This is a genomic window from Vagococcus bubulae, from assembly GCF_003950315.1.
GTDB lineage: Bacteria > Bacillota > Bacilli > Lactobacillales > Vagococcaceae > Vagococcus > Vagococcus bubulae.
In genome coordinates this window covers 104,120-123,000 of record NZ_NGJT01000006.1, presented here as the reverse complement: position 1 = coordinate 123,000, position 18,881 = coordinate 104,120, and the positions used below count along the sequence as shown (strand labels likewise).

Below are 18,881 nucleotides of genomic sequence, written 5' to 3'. Positions count from 1 at the left end.
TGGGATCCTTACAAGGTGGTCAAGTGGTAAAAGTGAGCTTTGAGAGTGAGATAGAAGCGAGCGCGGTTGGTCAAAACTTAGTGAACGTTGCGGTTGGAGAAGGTCAACGCCCAGATGGGAAACCAATTGAAGGAAGTGACCAAAAAGAAGTAGCAATTCTGTCATCGAGCACTATACCTAATGATAGACTACCAGAATTTGAAACAACAGAATTAAGTCATGACAATAAAATTACGACTTGTAATCAGCAAGATAGAGAAAATAACTTACCAAAAACAGGAGATAAAGATAATAGAAAATATATTATAATAGGATTTCTTCTTTTAATGATAAGTCTTTATTACTTATATAGTCGTTTAATTCTCAAAAAAGAATAAGAAAATAGCACCTTATTAGATTGAAGTCTAACAAGGTGCTTATTTTATTTAGGCTGATTATTGTAAAGTTGATGCATAATTTTTTTACCTGTTTTAGTTGCTGCTAATCCACCTTCAGCAGTTTCTTTAAAAGCAGAAGGCATTTGCATTCCTACTTGATGCATAGCTTCGATTACTTCATCAACAGGAATAACACTTTTAACTCCTGCTAGAGCCATATCGGCAGAAATAAATGCTTGAGAAGCACCTAAGGCATTTCTTTTAATACAAGGTATCTCAACTAATCCGGCAACGGGATCACAAATAAGACCTAGCATATTGATGATGGTTATTGCAACGGCATGTGATGCTTGTTCAGGTGTTCCACCACACGTTTCGACTAAAGCACCACTAGCCATAGCACTAGCAGATCCAATCTCTGCTTGGCACCCACCAGCAGCACCACTGATAGAGGCGTTATTAGCAATGACTAAACCAATGGCACCAGCTGCAAATAAAAAGTTAATCTGTTGTTCTTTTGATAGATTACGTTCCCCTGTTAAAGCAGATAATACTCCAGCAGCAACTCCAGCGCTACCAGCAGTAGGTGTTGCACAGATAAGTCCCATCTCTGCATTTACTTCATTTACTGCCATTGCATTTTGTACGGCACGTAGAATGGTTTCGCCACTTAAAAAGTTTCCTTGATTGATATATTCATTCATCCTAGGAGCATCTCCACCTGTTAATCCAGTGACGGATGTTACTCCTGCGACACCTTTTTCAATGGACTTTAACATCACGGATAAGTTTTTTTCCATATGTGAAATGATGACGTCACGTGGACGTTGTGATACGGTCATTTCTGTTTGAATCATGGCTTCAGCGAGAGAACCATGCTCGTTAGCTAATACAATTAATTCTTCTATTGTTTCAAACATGTTTGTTTCCTTTCTAGTTGAAAAAATCAACTGCATCAATATGTTCTATTTGTCTAAGAGAATCGAGTAAGCCATCCACACGATTATCTACCTCGATAATCATCATAGCTTTTTCTCCTTTGGCTTCTCTTGTTAATGTCATTGTGCTGATATTAATATCTTTTTCAGATAATAGTCGTGTTACGTTAGCAACAACTCCTGGCTTATCCTGATGGAAAGTAATGTAGGTTGGTGTTGAGAAATCTAAATTAATTTTAAAACCATTAAGCTCAGAAATTTGAATGGAGCCACCACCAATAGAGATACCAGTACATGTCATGCTACGCTCTTTTGTTTTTAATACCATTTTTACTTGATTAGGATGGTCAGCTTTTTCAATTTTAGGTATAAAAGCCACCTCCATTCCTTTTTCATGAGCGATTTCCAAGGATTTTGATAAACGGTCATCATCTGGATCCATCCCAAGCAACCCACCAACTAATGCAATATCAGTTCCATGACCACGATAAGTTTTTGCAAAAGACTCATATAAATAGATATCAACAGAAAGTGGTTGTTCTCCTAAAATACGTCGGATGACTTTTCCAATACGTGCTGCACCTGCCGTATGTGAGCTACTTGGTCCTATCATGACTGGTCCAATGATATCGAAAACGCTATTATATTGCCCCATAATTTACCCCCATGTATGTTATTATTTGATTTCAGTTTATCATAAAGGGTTGATATTATTTTGAATTCAGTCTTTTTTTTATTTAAATATAATGTGATAAAATGGAAAAAAACGTATCTTAATTTATGAGTGGAGGAATACGAATGAAAACAGAACTGATTGTAGTAGGAACAGAATTACTGTTGGGACAAATTGTTAACACAAATGGCGCTTTTTTATCGAAAGAGTTAGCTGATTTAGGTTATGAAGTTTATTTTGAAACAACAGTTGGAGATAATAAAAAACGTTTAATGGATACGTTGAATTTAGCTTCAAAAAGAAGTGAGTTAATTATTTTGTGTGGAGGGCTGGGGCCGACAACAGACGATTTAACAAAAGAAGCAGTGAGTGAATTTATTAATGAACCGTTAGAATATGATGAAGAGTCTCTAGAAAAGATTTACCATTTGTTTTCATCGACAGATAAAGTCATGCCAGAAAATAATAAACAACAAGCACTCACCTTTAAGAAAGGCATAACATTAAAAAATCCAACTGGCTTGGCATGCGGTGCTTTTATTGAAGTGAATGATGTTAATTATCTACTTTTACCAGGGCCACCAAGTGAATTAACGGCTATGTTTGAACAAGAAGCTAAACCTCTACTCAGAAGACTATCTCCACACCATAAAGAATTAGTATCGCGTTATTTACGTTTTATTGATATTGGGGAGTCACAATTAGTAACAGATTTATCAGACATTATCGATGCGCAAACTAATCCAACAGTAGCACCTTATGCTAAGTCAAATGAAGTGATGTTAAGACTTACGGCACAAAGTTCAAATTTAGATACGGCTAACCAATTATTAGATGAAATGGAAGAAAAAATATTAGATATTGAAAAACGTTATTTTTATGGTTATGGAGAAGAGTTAACCATTCAAGAAGTTGTTATTAATCAATTAAAGAAACAAAGAAAAACATTATCAGTGATTGATTTATTAACGGATGGTCGTTTCTTTACGGTAGGAACTGAGGTAGATAGTGGGGAACAGGTTGTAAAAGCAGGGATTAACGTCAATAGCAAGAGCATGTTGTCTTCTATGTTTAATCAAACAATTGAGGAAAGTGACGATGAAGCGCTTGGGAAAGAGTTAGCCAAATCTGGATTAGAGATGTTTCAAACAGATTATGTGATGGTGTTATTAGGAGATATGAGCCATGGTAATGATGAATTACCTGAAGGGATTACTTGGTTTTTCTTGGCCAATAAAGAAGATATTATCTGTAAAAAAAGAATATTTAAACGTCACTTAGCCTACATGAAAGACGGTGCTATAAAACATGGATACAATTTCATACGATTAAATAGTTGATGAAACACACGAATATTTGTTCGCTTTTTTCTTGCTTTTTTAATAAAAAAAAAGTATATTATAAAGTGAAGAGACAAAATAACTGGAGGTACATACATGTCAGATAATCGTAAAGCAGCTTTAGATGCTGCGTTAAAAAAAATAGAAAAAGATTTTGGTAAAGGTTCAGTCATGAAGTTAGGAGAAAAAGTAGATACACAAATTTCAACAGTATCTAGTGGTTCTCTTGCTTTAGATTCTGCTTTAGGTGTTGGTGGTTACCCAAGAGGGAGAATTGTTGAAGTCTATGGTCCAGAGAGTTCTGGTAAAACAACGGTTGCCTTACATGCTATTGCCTCAGTTCAAAAAGCTGGTGGAACGGCTGCATTTATTGATGCGGAACACGCATTAGATCCAAAATATGCAAGTGCTTTAGGGGTTAATATAGATGAGTTATTATTATCACAACCGGATACGGGTGAACAAGGGTTAAACATTGCTGAAGCACTGGTTTCTAGTGGGGCAATTGATATCGTTGTTGTCGATTCTGTTGCAGCACTTGTACCAAGAGCTGAAATTGATGGAGAAATGGGAGACTCGCATGTTGGTCTTCAAGCTCGTTTGATGTCACAAGCTTTAAGAAAATTATCTGGAACAATCAATAAAACGAAAACCATTGCTATTTTTATCAATCAAATTCGTGAAAAAGTTGGCGTCATGTTTGGAAATCCAGAAACAACACCCGGCGGACGTGCTTTAAAATTTTATGCAACAGTTCGTTTAGAAGTTCGTCGAGCAGAACAATTAAAATCTGGAACAGATATTATTGGTAACCGTACGAAAATTAAAGTAGTTAAAAATAAGGTAGCGCCACCTTTTAGAATAGCAGAAGTAGATATCATGTATGGAGAAGGTATCTCTCAAGAAGGTGAATTACTGGATATGGCTTCAGACCAAGATATCGTCAATAAAAGTGGTGCATGGTATTCTTATCAAGATGAGCGTATTGGTCAAGGGCGTGAAAATGCCAAAAAATATTTGGCAGAGCATTCAGATATGATGGAAGAAATTTATCAAAAAGTCCGTTTAGCTTATAATATGGATGGTGTAGCTCCTGAAGAAGCAGAAGAAGAAAATGAAAAATCTGAAGAAGTTTCTTTAGAATTAGAAGATTAATTGTATAATAAACTATTGTTTAAAGTAAGAATAACGAGTCATGTTATTTAATATCTTTTAAGCAGTAGTTTATTTTTTATGCTTTAGTATTTGGCTTCTTTTTTAAGTTGACACTCCTTTTAACAAAGATTAGAATATAGTATGTATAGTTAAATATATACACTCATATTTTATATATGATTTAGTCATAGTGATATGTTTTACATCTACGAATAACACAATAATAAAGATAGTATGGAGGTGTTTTTATGGCTGCTACAATACTCCTTGCTATCATCGGTTTAATTGTAGGTCTAGCAATCGGCTATTTTATTGCCATGACTCGACATAAGAGGTCTATAGAAGGAGCGAATAATACTGCCACCGGAATTATTCGACAAGCCAAGAAAGAGGCTGAGACTCTAAAAAAAGAGCATTTGTTGGAAGCAAAAGAACTGAATCAACAATACCGATTAGAAATTGAAAGTGAGCTGAAGGAAGAAAGAGCTGAATTAAAAAATCAAGAAAATAGACTGTTACAAAGAGAAAATAATCTTGATCGAAAAGATGACTCTTTAGAAAAACGCGAACGCTCACTTGAAGAAAAAGAGGAAAAACTTGATTCAAGGAAGCAATTGATTGATGAGCGGGAAAAAGAGGTATCAACCTTAATTGAAAAACAAGAGATAGAATTAGAGCGTATTGCTAATCTATCTAAAGATGAAGCACAAGATATTATCATGAATGACATGAAAGTAGAATTGTCACATGATAGAGCGATGTTGATTAAAGAAAGTGAACAACGTGTGAAAGATGAAGTTGATCGTAAAGCACGTAATATGTTAGCTTTAGCCATTCAACGAAGTGCAGCAGATCAAATATCAGAATTGACTGTGACAGTAGTAACGTTACCGAATGATGATATGAAAGGTCGAATTATTGGACGGGAAGGTCGAAATATACGAACGCTTGAGACATTAACTGGTATTGATTTAATTATTGATGATACACCAGAAGCAGTTGTGTTATCAGGATTTGATCCAATTAGACGAGAAGTTGCACGAATGACATTAGAAAAATTGATTCAAGATGGTCGAATTCATCCAGCTAGAATTGAAGAGATGGTGGAAAAATCTCGTAAAGAAATGGATGAACGGATTCGTGAGTATGGTGAAAATGCAGCATTTGAAGTGGGCGTTCACTCATTACATCCTGACCTAATTAAGATACTTGGACGTTTAAGATTTAGAACAAGTTATGGTCAAAATGTATTAAATCATTCGATAGAAGTAGCTAAATTGGCGGGAGTTTTAGCTGAAGAGCTAGGAGAAGATGCCACTCTAGCAAGACGTGCGGGACTATTACATGATATTGGTAAAGCATTGGATCATGAAGTTGACGGATCTCACGTTGAAATTGGAACGGAGCTAGTAAGTAAGTATAAAGAAAATCCAGTAGTAATAAATGCTGTTGCCTCTCATCATGGTGATGTAGAAGCAACATCTGTAATATCTGTCTTAGTTGCAGCAGCAGATGCTTTATCCGCTGCTCGACCAGGAGCAAGAAGTGAGTCATTGGAAAACTATATTAAACGTTTAGAACGTTTAGAAGGAATTGCTAATGATTTCCCAGGTGTTGATACAAGTTTTGCTATACAAGCTGGTAGAGAAATTCGAGTTGTAGTTAAACCTAACGAAGTCACAGATGATGAAGCAGTTATTTTGGTTCATGACATTCGTAAGAGAATAGAAGACGAGCTTGAATATCCTGGACACATTAAAGTAACGGTTGTTCGTGAAGTTAGAGCAGTTGATTATGCTAAATAACGTTTACCAATAAGAAACAAAAAACAGATGGAGAAATTCATCTGTTTTTTGTTTACAAAATTTAATAAATGTAAACTACTATTTGTTATTGCAGCATTTTTAATGACTATTAGATTTTTTATAAAAAACGAAAAGTAAGAAATGATAGATAAAAAAGTGGGATATTCTTTTAATACAGAATATTTCGCTTTTTCTTATGATTAAGTGAATAAAAAAACAAAATAACTATTGACAAATCAAAGATATTATCATATCAACGTTTATACTATATATAGTGTTTTTTAATCTTTAATTACAAAAATATATACTATATATAGTTGAAAAAAGGCTCTCGTTGGGATAAGATATTAGTTGAATATATTAAGGGAGTTCGATGATAATGATAGAAACAGCAGAATTAAACGAAAGAATGAGCAAGATGTCAGAAGAAATTGATATGATTAATGTCATTAAAAGAGATGGACGTACAGTTGATTTTGACACTGCAAAAATAACAGCGGCACTACTGAAAGCAGAAAATAAAATCAATGGTCCAATTGATGACTTGTCTATTAGAAAAATCGATGAACTAGTATTAAAGATTGTATCTGAAATTACAGCTCGTTTTTCTAAAGATGTGAAGATTTACGAGATCCAAAATATTGTAGAGCACATATTACTTGAAAATCGTGAATATGCATTGGCTCAAGAATATATAAATTATCGAACTAAGCGAGATTTTGAACGGGCAGAATCAACAGATATTAATGTAACAATTGGTAAATTATTAAATAAAGATCAGCGATTAGTAAATGAAAATGCTAATAAAGATAGTGATGTGTTTAATACTCAACGAGATTTGACAGCAGGAATTGTTGGCAAATCAATTGGATTAAAAATGTTGCCTTCTCATGTAGCAAACGCTCATCAAAAGGGTGAAATTCATTATCATGATTTGGATTATCATCCATACTCACCTATGACAAATTGTTGCTTAATTGATTTTGAAAGCATGTTAAACAATGGATTTAAGATTGGAAATGCTGAAGTAGAATCGCCTAAATCAATCCAAACAGCAACAGCACAAATCTCACAAATCATTGCAAACGTGGCATCTAGTCAATATGGTGGCTGTTCAGCTGATAGAATCGATGAGTTTTTAGCGCCATTTGCGAAAAAAAATTATGAAAAACATTTAGAAGATGCTAAAAAATGGATAGATGATGAGTCTAAACACGATGAATATGCGAAACAAAAAACGAGTAAAGATATTTATGATTCTATGCAAAGTTTAGAGTATGAAATCAATACGTTATTTACTTCTAACGGTCAAACGCCATTTACTTCATTGGGATTTGGTCTTGGTACAGATTGGTTTGAGCGAGAAATTCAACGAGCTATTTTCTTAAATCGTATTAAAGGTCTTGGGGGAGAACATCGTACAGCGATTTTTCCAAAATTAATTTTTACGATTAAAGATGGTGTTAACTTGAAACCAAGTGATCCAAATTATGATATTAAAGAGTTAGCATTAGAATGTGCGACTAAAAGAATGTATCCTGATGTATTGAATTACGATAAAATTGTTGAATTAACTGGTAGTTTTAAAGTACCAATGGGATGTCGATCATTTTTACAAGGATGGAAAGATGAGACAGGTAAAGAAGTTAATGCTGGACGTATGAATCTAGGAGTAGTCACATTGAATTTACCACGTATCGCATTGGAAGCTGATGGTGACATAGAAAAATTTTGGTCATTATTAGATGAGCGTTTATCTATTGCCAAAGATGCGTTAGTTTTTCGTGTGAAACGATGCAAAGAAGCAACACCAGCAAATGCGCCTATTTTATATATGTATGGTGCTTTTGGAGAACGTTTAAATAAAGATGAATCTGTCGATGAGTTATTTAAAAATAAACGTGCGACAGTGTCATTGGGTTATATTGGATTATATGAGGTAGCATCTTCATTCTTTGGTGGTCAGTGGGAAAATAATAAAGAGGCCAAGGAATTTACTTTAGATATTTTAAAATGTTTGAAACAGCATACAGATGACTGGGGAGATGAGTATGGATACCATTTTAGTGTTTATTCAACACCTAGTGAAAGTTTAACAGATCGTTTTTGCAGTTTAGATAAGAAAAAATTTGGTGAGATTGAAAACATTACAGACAAAGAATACTATACAAATAGTTTTCATTATGATGTGAGAAAAAATCCTACGCCATTTGAAAAATTAGATTTTGAAAAAGATTACCCTAAATATTGTTCAGGTGGATTTATTCATTACTGTGAATATCCGGTCTTGCAACAAAATAGAAAAGCATTAGAAGCTGTGTGGGACTATGCTTATGATAAAGTTGGCTACCTTGGAACAAATACCCCTATTGATCATTGTTATGAGTGTGGATTTGAAGGAGATTTTAATCCAACTGAACGAGGATTTGAATGTCCACAATGTCACAATAATGACCCTAAAACGTGTGATGTGGTTAAGCGAACTTGCGGTTATCTTGGAAATCCACAAGCAAGACCAATGGTACATGGTAGACACAAAGAGATATCATCACGAGTAAAACACATGAAATAAAAAAGAGTACCTAACTCTTTTTTATTTTGTTAAAGGAGTTTAGTAGGTAATGAAAAATCCAAAACCAAAAGAGTGGACCTCAAAAGACTACAGTCAAGGATATGTTGCAGACTATAAGCCATTTATGTTTGTAGATGGGGAAGGGGTTCGCTGTAGTATTTATGTTAGTGGGTGTTTATTTGCCTGCAAAGGATGTTTTAACAGAGCCATTCAAAATTTTAAATACGGCACACCTTATACCAAAGAGTTAGAAGATAAAATAATCGATGATTTGTCTCATGACTATGTACAAGGTTTGACCTTGCTTGGAGGAGAACCTTTTTTAAATACAGAGGTTTGCCTATCATTAGTTAGACGGGTTAGACGTGAATTTGGTGATACAAAAGATATTTGGTCATGGACAGGCTATACATATGAAGAACTTTTAGAAGAAACGGATGATAAGTTAGAGCTTTTAAATTATATCGATGTATTAGTTGATGGTCGATTTGAGTTGGAAAAACGGGATTTAACTTTGCAATTTCGTGGAAGTAGTAATCAACGAATTATCGATGTCCCACAATCCTTGGTTGAATCTAATGTGGTTATTTGGGAAAAATGTTTAGATAAAGAAGCTTATTTTCGTTGAAATGGATGAATGCGCATAGTATTCATCTTTTTTTTACGATTTTATCCTTAAAAAGTTAAAAGTATTTGTGATAATAAACCTATTAAACCATTAGGAGTGGGTCAAATGATTGTCACAATTAACCTATATTCAGAAATATCTCAAGAGCTGCAAGCGAAAATAACATTAGAACAAGAAATTATCAACCAATTAAAACCGGCTATTGGTGAAGTTAAGACACTTATTTTATTTGATAACAAGACCATTCACACAGAGTCCTTGTTTCAACAAGCGTTTAGTAGTCTATCGAACATATTATATAGTCAGGATATAAATGATTACAAAAAGGTTATTGAAGGTAGTGACTCGATTATTTTGTTTTCTGATTTATTAACCAATAAAAAAAATAGTTATCAGCCTTTTTTTCATCAAGTGAGTGAAAATCAAAGAATCATTTTTGACGGAAGTGTGGAAACCATAAAAATAGCCCTAAGTGGTGATGATAAACCTTATGCTATTTGTCTTAAGGAAACGCAATTACCTGATTTATTATCTTTACCTCAAACAGTTGTCTCTAATATGTTACCTTCAGAAATTCTCACTGACCCTTTATTTGAAGAGGTTCCAATGGTCATTGTTTATCGTGAGACAGGTGCAGGATATGTTTATCATAATGAAGAATTATTCAGTTTAACCACAAATGAATTAGATGTGACAAAATTAAGTCATGAAGGATTTTTATTTGGCTTAGCAAGAGGGATTTCTGATAAAGAAAACACAACGGAATTTATTGTAAAGCAGGGGCTAATTTGCGCTATATCTTCTATTGGTAAACAAGATGTTGTATTTGATGAACATTATTTCGATGATAAAATTAATGTGATAAAAATAGCATAAAAAAGGGGCAATAAGCCTCTTTTTTTATGCATTAAGGGATAGAGTAACCTTGTTTTACTTTGGTTAGAATATAATGATGATCACCTAAAGATTAAATTTATTCAAATATTAGATTGTTTCCTAATTTATCGATACTAATCCGTTTATATGGTTAAAAAGCATGTATCGCAGTGAAATCAGTTTTTTCTTCAGTAATACTATCAAATAAAAAATGATTTTAAGTAGCTGATACGATCGTTATATCTTTATTAATTAATAGTAAATGTAATACATGATGGAGTGATTTATCTGGTTCAATCAACATAATCTTCATATTTTTATCTCCTTGCTTTTATGATTATATGAGTAGTATAAATAAAAATAATAAGTTTCACATAGGGCTAGAGTTGGAAAAAATGTCAGACTTTAAAAGAACAGTTATCGTTCTTTTTATATTTCGGTTAAAAATGTTATACTAAAGTTAGTGAAAAAATAAAATGAGGTGACTGGTTTGTTAGATAAACAAGAAGAATTATTTTTAAAAGAATTAACAGATGCAAAAGGCGTACCTGGTAATGAAACACAGGTGACAGAACTATTTAAAAAATATGCTGAGCCATATGCTGATAAATTATTGTTTGATGGATTAGGTGGGATTAATGCACGCCACATTGGTGATAAAGAAGGCCCACGTGTGTTAATTTCTGGACATATGGATGAAGTTGGATTTATGGTGACTAAAGTTACTGATAAAGGCTTTATCGAATTCCAAACATTAGGTGGTTGGTGGGGTCAAGTAATGTTGGCTCAACAAGTGACTATCACAACGTCTAATGGAAAAGAAATTCATGGTGTGATTGGTTCAAAACCACCGCATGTTTTGTCTGCTGAAGCGAGAAAACAACCATACGATATTGCAGATATGTTTATAGATATTGGCGCAACAAGTAAAGAAGAAGCAAGTGAGTGGGGAATTAAACCAGGAGATATGATTACTCCTTACATTGAGTACAAACGATTAAATGACTCAAAATATTTATTAGCAAAAGCATGGGACAATCGTATCGGAACTGCTGTCTCATTAAAAGTATTAGAAAATTTGGCTAAAGAAGGTCATCCAAATATTTTATTTGCTGGTAGCAATGTGCAAGAGGAAGTTGGGTTACGTGGTGCTAGAACAAGTACTCATTTAGTCAATCCTGATATTGCGTTTGCTCTTGATACAGGGACTGCTGGAGACACACCAGGTATGACACCAAAAGAAGCAGATTCTGTATTAGGTGAAGGCCCACAGATTTTAATTTTTGATGCATCAATGATTCCACATAGAAAACTACGTGATTTTGTCATTGAGGTGGCAGAAGAGCTTGATATTCCATTCCAATACACTGTTATCACAGGTGGAGGAACTGATGCTGGAATGCAACATTTAACACGTAATGGTGTGCCATCACTTGCTATTACAGTGGCAACTCGTTACTTACATTCACACACATCTATTATTCATGAAGATGATTATTTGAATACAGTGAAATTAGTGACTGAAGTGGTAAGACGATTAGACGCTGATAAAGTAAAAGAATTAACATCTTACTAAATGAAATAAACAGGTACATAAAAGTATCTGTTTATTTTTTATAAAGAACAAAATTGTTTTAAAAAATGATTTATATCGAATGATTTTAGGAATTAGTTGATAATATTATCAAAGTATTTGTATCTTTTATTGACTAGTCGTAGGATAATATTGTATGGAAAGGAAGTTGTATTATGGATATCACTGTATTAGGCTATTGGGGAGGTTATCCCTATCAAGGAGAAGGAACAACATCGTACCTTATCCAATCAGATGATTTTTCATTGTTATTAGATGCTGGAAGTTCAACACTTGTTAGGTTAGAGGAAAAGTTAGATCCTTTGACGTTAGATGTTGTTCTCTTGACTCATTACCATCATGACCACATGGCAGATTTAGGTGTTTTACAATATTTACGTCAATTAAAACCGACAAACCCTGTGGAAGAATTGCCAATATATGGTCATACTGAAAACATGGAAAAATTTAACGAGTTAACCATGACAGGTATTTCAAAGGGAATTGCCTATCACGAAACGCAAGAGCTTGAACTTGGTCCATTTTTAATAACGTTTAAACGTACGATTCACCCTGTTCCTTGTTTTGCAACAAGAATTGTCGAAAAAAGTACAGGTAAAGTATTTGTATTTACAGCAGATACAGGCTATTTTGAAGGGTTATCTGATTTTTGTCATGAGGCTGATTTGTTAATTACTGATACCTATTTTTTAGAAGGTAATGAACATCATAAAGCACACTTAACAACTAAAGAAACTGGCGAATTAGCCAAACAAGCCGACGTAAAACAAGTGGTTATTAGCCATTTAAATCAATCACTTGATTTAAATGAAGTCTTAAAACAGACGCAATATTATGCTGAAGATATTCCAATTCAACTTGCAAAAATTAACTTAAACATAACATTATAAGGAGATGTACCGATGATCTATGTATCAAATGAAGAAATAACAGACCCACGAATTAACTTAGCGATTGAAACATTTTTATTACAAGAGATGCCTGTAGATGAGCCAATTTTATTATTTTATATCAACGAGCCATCTATTATTATCGGACGTAATCAAAATACGATTGAAGAAATTAATATGGATTACGTTGAAGATAATGGTATTCATGTGGTTCGTCGTTTAAGTGGTGGTGGAGCAGTTTATCACGATGAAGGAAATTTAAACTTTAGTTTTATTATGCCAGATGATGGCGAATCATTCAGAAATTTTGCTAAAGTGACTCAACCGATTATTGACGCACTTCATGAGCTAGGAGTTGAAGGAGCAGAATTAAAAGGAAGAAATGATTTAGTGATTGATGATAAAAAATTCTCTGGAAATGCGATGTATGCAACGAATGGTCGTATGTTTGCTCATGGGACCTTGATGTTCGATAGTGATGTGAATGAAGTTGTAAATGCACTAAAGGTGAGAAAAGATAAGATTGAGTCAAAAGGAATTAAATCAATTCGTTCTCGTGTGACTAATATTAAGCCCTTTTTATCTGATGACTATCAATATATGTCAACAAAAGATTTTAGAAAAGAAATTTTATTAAAAATCTTTGAAACAACCGATATTAATGATGTAAATGAATACAAATTAACAGAAGAAGATTGGAAAAAAATCAATGCTATCTCTGATAAATTATATCGTAATTGGGATTGGAACTATGGTCGTTCGCCTGAATTTGACATTGTACGTCGTAAGAGATACCCAATTGGTTCAATTGAAGCAAAGATGAATGTATCAGATGGTGAAATTAAAGACATTCGTATCTTTGGCGATTTCTTCGGTTTAGGTCAGATTGCTGATGTAGAAGACATTCTTACAGGAATAAAATATGATAAAGAGTCTATTACAAAAGCTGTTGAAAAAATTGATGTTAAAAAATATTTTGGAAATATTGAATCAAGTGATTTAATTGAATTATTATATTAATAAAAAAACGTACTCCTCAAAAATGAGAGAGTACGCTTTTTTTGTTATTTAGTTGATTCAGTTGTTTCTTCTTTGCTAGAATCAGTTGATTTAGTTTCTTTAGAATCAGATGTCTTGCTGTCACTTGTTTTTGTTTCTTTTTGTGGTAAGTATGGTGTTAAAATATTTTTGTATTGTTCATCTTTAATGTTAACATTTGCTTTTTCTAACTCTTTACCGATAACTTCTTGTTGGAAAGTAGGATCAGACATTTTAGTTTGTTCAAAAATTTCTTTTAATTCTTTTTCATAAGGTTTATAGTCGTTACCTTTTTGTTTGTTTTTCACCATCTTCACGATGTAATAAGAATCAGCACCAGTTTGTTGGTTTTGAACGGTGATTAAATCAGATATTTTACCATCTTCTAATTTGTAAGCTGCTTCTTTTACTTCTGTAGGAACAGTTACACCAGTAGGTTCAGTTGTAGCAGTTGAGTCAAATTTCACTTTTCCGCCATCTTCTTTAGTCACAGTATCTTGTGAATCACTTTTAGCTACTTTAGCAAAGTCTTCACCATCATTCACTTTTTTCAACGCTTTTTCAGCACTTTCTTTAGAATCAAATGCCATGATTTGTGTTTCTACTTGTGGATGATATGTTTTCCAAGTTTCTTTAAGATCAGCATCTGTTACTTTGATGTGAGATTTTAACATTTCTTGGAAAGCTAAACTTTGTTTAATATTATCTTTAAATTGATTAGCTGTCATATTATTTTGTTTAAGTAATGCTTCAAAGGCTTTTTTTCCACCGTTTTGTTTTTCATAAGATGCGTATTGTTTATCAATTTCTTTTTGATCAACTTTACTACCATAATCATCTAAAGTAATTTTTTGAATAATCATGTTAACCAATGTTTCAGATGAAGTAGAACTTTTTTTCAATTCATCGAAAAATTGAGTATCAGTAATTTTTCCACCTTTCATTGTTACAATATCTTTACCGCCAGAACAACCTGCTAAAGTAACCATACTTAATAGTGCAACAGCGGCTAATTTGAATTTTTTGTTTTTCATTTTGAGTCTCCAATCTAATTTTCAGTAAATATTATGAATCTTCATAAACATGTTTATTATTATACCATAAAAAGAATTAAACGAAACGGTTATATAAAAAGTTAATAAGAATTTATAAATAATTTAAGACTTTATTGTTCAAGAGCATCTCGAAATTCGGTGATATCTTGTTCAATTTTAGCTAATTGTTCTTTGATTTGGTCAATTCTTGGTTTAGCTTTAAACTCAAACTTTTTAAGACTTTTTGTTGTTTCTTTTTCGAAAACAGGTAATAATTCTTGTGACAAGGCTGTTAATTGATTAGCTTGTATCTTTGTGGTATCAATTTGATTACTTAATGATAGAAGAAAGTTTATATCTGCTTCAATTTTATTAGTGATTAATCGTTGTGTTTCTTTCCCAGATCGTGGGGCTAGTAAAAGGGCTGTACCACCACAAATAGCGCCTCCAACTAAAAATCCTTTAATAAATTTTTTTCCTGAAAAAGAGTTGTTCTTCTCTTTCTTTTTCATTTTATAATCTCCTTGTTAATGGAATGCGCAATTGAAGCCATCTCTTCTTTTGAGTATTTTGCACCGTTGTCTGCAAAAGTCATTGAAAAATCATCTTCTTTTCCGTATCTTGGAATAAGATGAACATGCGAGTGAAACACGCTTTGATAAGCAGCTTCTTTGTTATTATTAACCATATTTAATCCAACCATATCAGGAAAGGCTTTTTCAAGAGCGCGTGCGATTTTAGGGATTCTAGTAAAAACGTCTGATGCTAATGTTTCATCATATTCAAAAATGTCAGTGACATGTTTTTTAGGAATCACTAAAGTGTGTCCTTTTGTGGTTTGAGTAATGTCTAAAAAGGCATATACCAAATCGTCTTCATATACAGGGTAACTAGGTATTTCTTTTTCTATTATTTTGCAAAAAATACAATCAGTCATACTTTATTCCTCCTATGTTTATCAGCTTTCTGTTCTAGTGTACCATTATCACAATTGAATGAAAAGTTAGGACAATGAATATTAAAATAAGTAAGTAAACGAACGATATATGATATAATCAGTCTAGTATGTATTGGAGGAAAAATAATGAGTTTAAAAATAGAAAATTTAACAGGAGGCTATGGCCATGTTCCTGTTTTAAAATCAGTCAATTTTGAAGTGAAATCTGGTGAAATGGTTGGATTAATTGGTCTTAATGGTGCAGGTAAAAGTACGACCATAAAACATATTATTGGTTTACTTAATGCACAAAAAGGAAAAATTACCATTGATGATGAGACCATTTTTAATGCCCCAGAATCCTATCGAAAAAAAATAGGCTTTATACCAGAAAGTCCAATATTGTATGATGAATTGACATTAAGAGAACATATTGAAGTAACGGCGATGGCGTATGATATTCCAAAAGAGGAAGCCTTAAAACGTGCGGAGTACTTATTAAAATTATTTCGGTTAGAGAATAAACTGGACTGGTTTCCAACGCATTTTTCAAAAGGGATGAAACAAAAAGTCATGGTATTGTGTGCTTTTTTGACAGAGCCAAGTTTGTATATCATAGATGAACCATTTTTAGGATTAGATCCTTTAGCCATTAATGCCCTACTTGAATTGATGAATGAAATGAAACAACAAGGTGCAGCTATTTTGATGTCTACTCATATTTTAGCTACGGCTGAAATATATTGTGATCGTTTTGTTGTCTTACATAATGGTGAGGTTAGAGCCAATGGGACAATGGAGGAATTACGTGAAGAGTTTCATCTCCCGGACTCTTCTTTAGATGACATTTATTTATCTCTTACTAAAGAGGAGGGAAAATAATGTCAGAGTTTTATAAACTACGTCTAGCCAAGCATCAAAAGCGAATGCTTCGTTATTTAAAATATGTGATGAATGATCATTTTATCTTAATTTGTATGGTGGGACTAGGTGGTTTTGGATACTATTATTCCGAATATTTGAAAACATTAACACCCAAAATTTCTTGGATGCCTTTTGTTGTAATCGCACTTTGGTTTGTCAGTCTATTTTTAGGGCAATTGAGTACTTTAATGCAAGAAGCAGATATGGTATTTTTACTACCAAAAGAAAGAGCGATGACAAGCTATTTAAAAAAGAGTTTGAACTACTCAACGATTTTGCCAGTGATTAGTTTGTCTTTAATAGTTGGAGTGACGTTTCCTTTAGTGGTTGCAACAAGATCAGTGACGTTTTCTATGGCTTTATTCATTATTGCGAGTTTGATTGCATTAAAATATGCTGATTTATGGATACAGTTGGAGTCGCTCTATCTTAATACAGAAAAAAAAGTGACAACGCATCGATTAGTATGGTGTGTAGGTGCTTTACTGGGGCTTTTTTCGAGTTTATTTTTATCATTTTATATCGGAACAGCCATTTCAATTATTGTGAGTATCGTGTTAGTTATATTAGCAAAGCAGACTTTGAAAACAAGTCAGTTGAATTGGGAAAAGAGTGTTCATATAGAAAGAAAAAGAATGAAACGAATCTATTCGTTCTTTAATTTATTTACAGATGTTCCAGGGTTATCATCAGACGTTAGGAGAAGAAAGTATTTAGATGGTTTGTTAAATAAAATTAAGAAGATCTCAGAGAATACGTATCTTTATCTATATGCAAGAGTTGCTTCTAGAAGTTCAGAATATAGTAGCCTGACATTACGTTTAGTTGTTGTGGGCGCCATCCTGTTATTTTTTACTCAGTCATTTTGGCTAATGGCTATACTAGGAAGTTTGTTTATCTATCTATTAGGATTTCAATTAATTCCAATGTATCATGCATTTGACTATATGTTGATGACTCAGCTATATCCCATTTCGCCTAAACAAAAATCAGGTGCGGTTTTATCCATAATAAGAAGTGTGCTGATTATCATGACAATTATTTATGGCGTGATTGTCTTGATTGCACTACCTAATAAACTAGATGCAATGAAATTATTTGGGGTATTTGTTGTGGTTTGTTTCGTGTTATCGTGGGGCTATCTTCCTATGAGACTAAAAAAAATTGAAAAAAATGCAAATAGATGAAAAACTTCAATAGAAATGTGTTATACTAAATTTTCGTAATCCCGTAGTGGAACAGTGGAATGATGGTAAAGGTGAGTAAAGGACAGTTATGGAGAGTAATAAACATGTTTAATTTTGATAAAAACTGGAATCTCCAACCAATAAAAGGAGATACCGGAAAAGCTTATAAAGGTATGAAAGAAAATGAGAGAGTCTTTATTAAGCGTAATTCTACTCCTTTTTTAGCCGCTTTATCTCGTGAAGGATTAACGCCAAAATTACTTTGGACTAAAAGAACAAGTAATGGGGACATATTAACTGCACAAGAATGGTTAGAAGGACGACAATTAGAGATAGAAGAGCTCTCTAATAATGAAGATGTAGCACATATGTTGCGGTATCTTCATCAATCAGAGTCGTTGAAGTCAATGCTTAAAAGAATGGATGGTGCAGAAAAATCAGCTTTTGATTTTTTGAAAGACTATGTAACTGATTTACCTAAAGAGTTGAAAAATGATGAATATTTAATGCGTGTTTTTCGCTATCTAGAGAATCACTTACCATCTTATGCATCAATTGGATTTGTTGCGTGTCATGGTGACGCTATCCATAATAATTGGATGCTTGCGTCAAATGGAGAATTGTACTTAGTTGATTGGGATTACTCTGTTTTATCTGATCCAGCTTATGATTTGGGAACCATATTAGGTCAATATGTTTCTAAAAAAGAATGGGCAGAGTGGTTGGAAATGTATGGTACACCAGTTGATGATGAGTTATTGGAGCGGGTCAATTGGTATGCAGGAATGAATTTACTGCAACAAATTAAGAGAAGTTATTACCGAGAAGAATATAAACAAATGTCAAACTATGTTTCATTATTAAAAAAATTATATGATGTATAAGTAGCTCTTTGACTTAAAAGTCAAGGGGC

18 protein-coding genes are annotated in these 18,881 nt (G+C 33.2%); 13 read left to right on the top strand and 5 right to left on the bottom strand.

The genetic code is table 11. From position 1 onward, the window contains the following. Positions 1-377, top strand: a 377-nt coding sequence (locus CBF36_RS05060; protein ID WP_125957169.1) for an LPXTG cell wall anchor domain-containing protein, incomplete at its 5' end; no start/stop codon positions are given. A gap of 44 nt (positions 378-421) precedes the next feature. Here CBF36_RS05060 and sdaAA read toward each other — a convergent pair. Together sdaAA and sdaAB are read right to left on the bottom strand one after the other, a co-directional pair. Further along, the gene (sdaAA, locus tag CBF36_RS05055) at positions 422-1,297 is read right to left on the bottom strand and encodes an L-serine ammonia-lyase, iron-sulfur-dependent, subunit alpha (RefSeq protein WP_125957168.1); all 876 of its coding nucleotides are present in this window, start codon (positions 1,295-1,297) and stop codon (positions 422-424) included. A gap of 13 nt (positions 1,298-1,310) precedes the next feature. Next, positions 1,311-1,970 carry an L-serine ammonia-lyase, iron-sulfur-dependent subunit beta gene (gene sdaAB / locus CBF36_RS05050; RefSeq protein WP_125957166.1) on the bottom strand — a complete coding sequence of 220 codons (660 nt, stop codon included), beginning with the start codon at positions 1,968-1,970 and terminating at the stop codon, positions 1,311-1,313. A 143-nt stretch (positions 1,971-2,113) separates the two neighbouring features. On the opposite strand from sdaAB, the gene CBF36_RS05045 reads away from it, so the two are divergent. From CBF36_RS05045 to CBF36_RS05005, 9 genes are all read left to right on the top strand, one after another. Next, positions 2,114-3,328 carry a CinA family nicotinamide mononucleotide deamidase-related protein gene (locus CBF36_RS05045; RefSeq protein WP_165865386.1) on the top strand — a complete coding sequence of 405 codons (1,215 nt, stop codon included), beginning with the start codon at positions 2,114-2,116 and terminating at the stop codon, positions 3,326-3,328. Between the two features lie 96 nt (positions 3,329-3,424). Continuing rightward, positions 3,425-4,483 (top strand): recombinase RecA, encoded by a 1,059-nt coding sequence (gene recA / locus CBF36_RS05040; RefSeq protein WP_125957162.1) that lies wholly within the window; start codon positions 3,425-3,427, stop codon positions 4,481-4,483. 248 nt (positions 4,484-4,731) lie between these two features. Beyond that, positions 4,732-6,288, top strand: coding sequence for a ribonuclease Y (rny, locus tag CBF36_RS05035; RefSeq protein WP_125957161.1), 1,557 nt, complete (start codon positions 4,732-4,734; stop codon positions 6,286-6,288). Positions 6,289-6,697: 409 nt separating this feature from the next. Then, the gene (nrdD, locus tag CBF36_RS05030; RefSeq protein WP_416340694.1) at positions 6,698-8,860 is read left to right on the top strand and encodes an anaerobic ribonucleoside-triphosphate reductase; all 2,163 of its coding nucleotides are present in this window, start codon (positions 6,698-6,700) and stop codon (positions 8,858-8,860) included. 49 nt (positions 8,861-8,909) lie between these two features. Further along, positions 8,910-9,488, top strand: coding sequence for an anaerobic ribonucleoside-triphosphate reductase activating protein (nrdG, locus tag CBF36_RS05025; protein WP_125957157.1), 579 nt, complete (start codon positions 8,910-8,912; stop codon positions 9,486-9,488). A 105-nt stretch (positions 9,489-9,593) separates the two neighbouring features. Next, positions 9,594-10,364, top strand: coding sequence for a hypothetical protein (locus CBF36_RS05020; RefSeq protein ID WP_125957156.1), 771 nt, complete (start codon positions 9,594-9,596; stop codon positions 10,362-10,364). A 490-nt stretch (positions 10,365-10,854) separates the two neighbouring features. Further along, complete coding sequence (locus tag CBF36_RS05015) at positions 10,855-11,940, top strand: M42 family metallopeptidase (RefSeq protein WP_125957154.1); 1,086 nt, start codon at positions 10,855-10,857, stop codon at positions 11,938-11,940. Positions 11,941-12,113: 173 nt separating this feature from the next. Continuing rightward, positions 12,114-12,848, top strand: a complete 735-nt coding sequence (locus CBF36_RS05010) for an MBL fold metallo-hydrolase (protein WP_125957153.1) — start codon at positions 12,114-12,116, stop codon at positions 12,846-12,848. A gap of 12 nt (positions 12,849-12,860) precedes the next feature. Further along, positions 12,861-13,868 (top strand): lipoate--protein ligase, encoded by a 1,008-nt coding sequence (locus CBF36_RS05005; RefSeq protein WP_125957151.1) that lies wholly within the window; start codon positions 12,861-12,863, stop codon positions 13,866-13,868. Positions 13,869-13,912: 44 nt separating this feature from the next. Here the strand turns inward: CBF36_RS05005 and CBF36_RS05000 are convergent, their stop codons facing one another. From CBF36_RS05000 to CBF36_RS04990, 3 genes are all read right to left on the bottom strand, one after another. Next, positions 13,913-14,920 (bottom strand): peptidylprolyl isomerase, encoded by a 1,008-nt coding sequence (locus CBF36_RS05000; protein ID WP_125957149.1) that lies wholly within the window; start codon positions 14,918-14,920, stop codon positions 13,913-13,915. Between the two features lie 131 nt (positions 14,921-15,051). After that, a complete protein-coding gene (locus CBF36_RS04995) occupies positions 15,052-15,432 on the bottom strand; it encodes a YtxH domain-containing protein (RefSeq protein ID WP_125957147.1) in 381 nt (126 codons plus the stop codon). Continuing rightward, positions 15,429-15,857 carry an HIT family protein gene (locus tag CBF36_RS04990; protein ID WP_125957145.1) on the bottom strand — a complete coding sequence of 143 codons (429 nt, stop codon included), beginning with the start codon at positions 15,855-15,857 and terminating at the stop codon, positions 15,429-15,431. Before CBF36_RS04990 ends, CBF36_RS04995 begins: the two co-directional genes overlap by 4 nt. Before the next feature lie 147 nt (positions 15,858-16,004). Here CBF36_RS04990 and CBF36_RS04985 point away from each other — a divergent pair, with 147 nt between their 5' ends. The 3 genes from CBF36_RS04985 (at position 16,005) to CBF36_RS04975 (ending at position 18,852) form a co-directional block, all read left to right on the top strand. After that, complete coding sequence (locus CBF36_RS04985; protein ID WP_125957143.1) at positions 16,005-16,739, top strand: ABC transporter ATP-binding protein; 735 nt, start codon at positions 16,005-16,007, stop codon at positions 16,737-16,739. Next, positions 16,739-17,968: an ABC transporter permease gene (locus tag CBF36_RS04980; protein WP_125957141.1), complete on the top strand. Its 1,230-nt coding sequence runs from the start codon at positions 16,739-16,741 to the stop codon at positions 17,966-17,968. The genes CBF36_RS04985 and CBF36_RS04980 overlap by 1 nt, the downstream gene beginning before the upstream one ends. A 104-nt stretch (positions 17,969-18,072) precedes the next feature. Then, complete coding sequence (locus tag CBF36_RS04975) at positions 18,073-18,852, top strand: phosphotransferase family protein (protein WP_125957139.1); 780 nt, start codon at positions 18,073-18,075, stop codon at positions 18,850-18,852. Positions 18,853-18,881 lie beyond the last annotated feature (29 nt).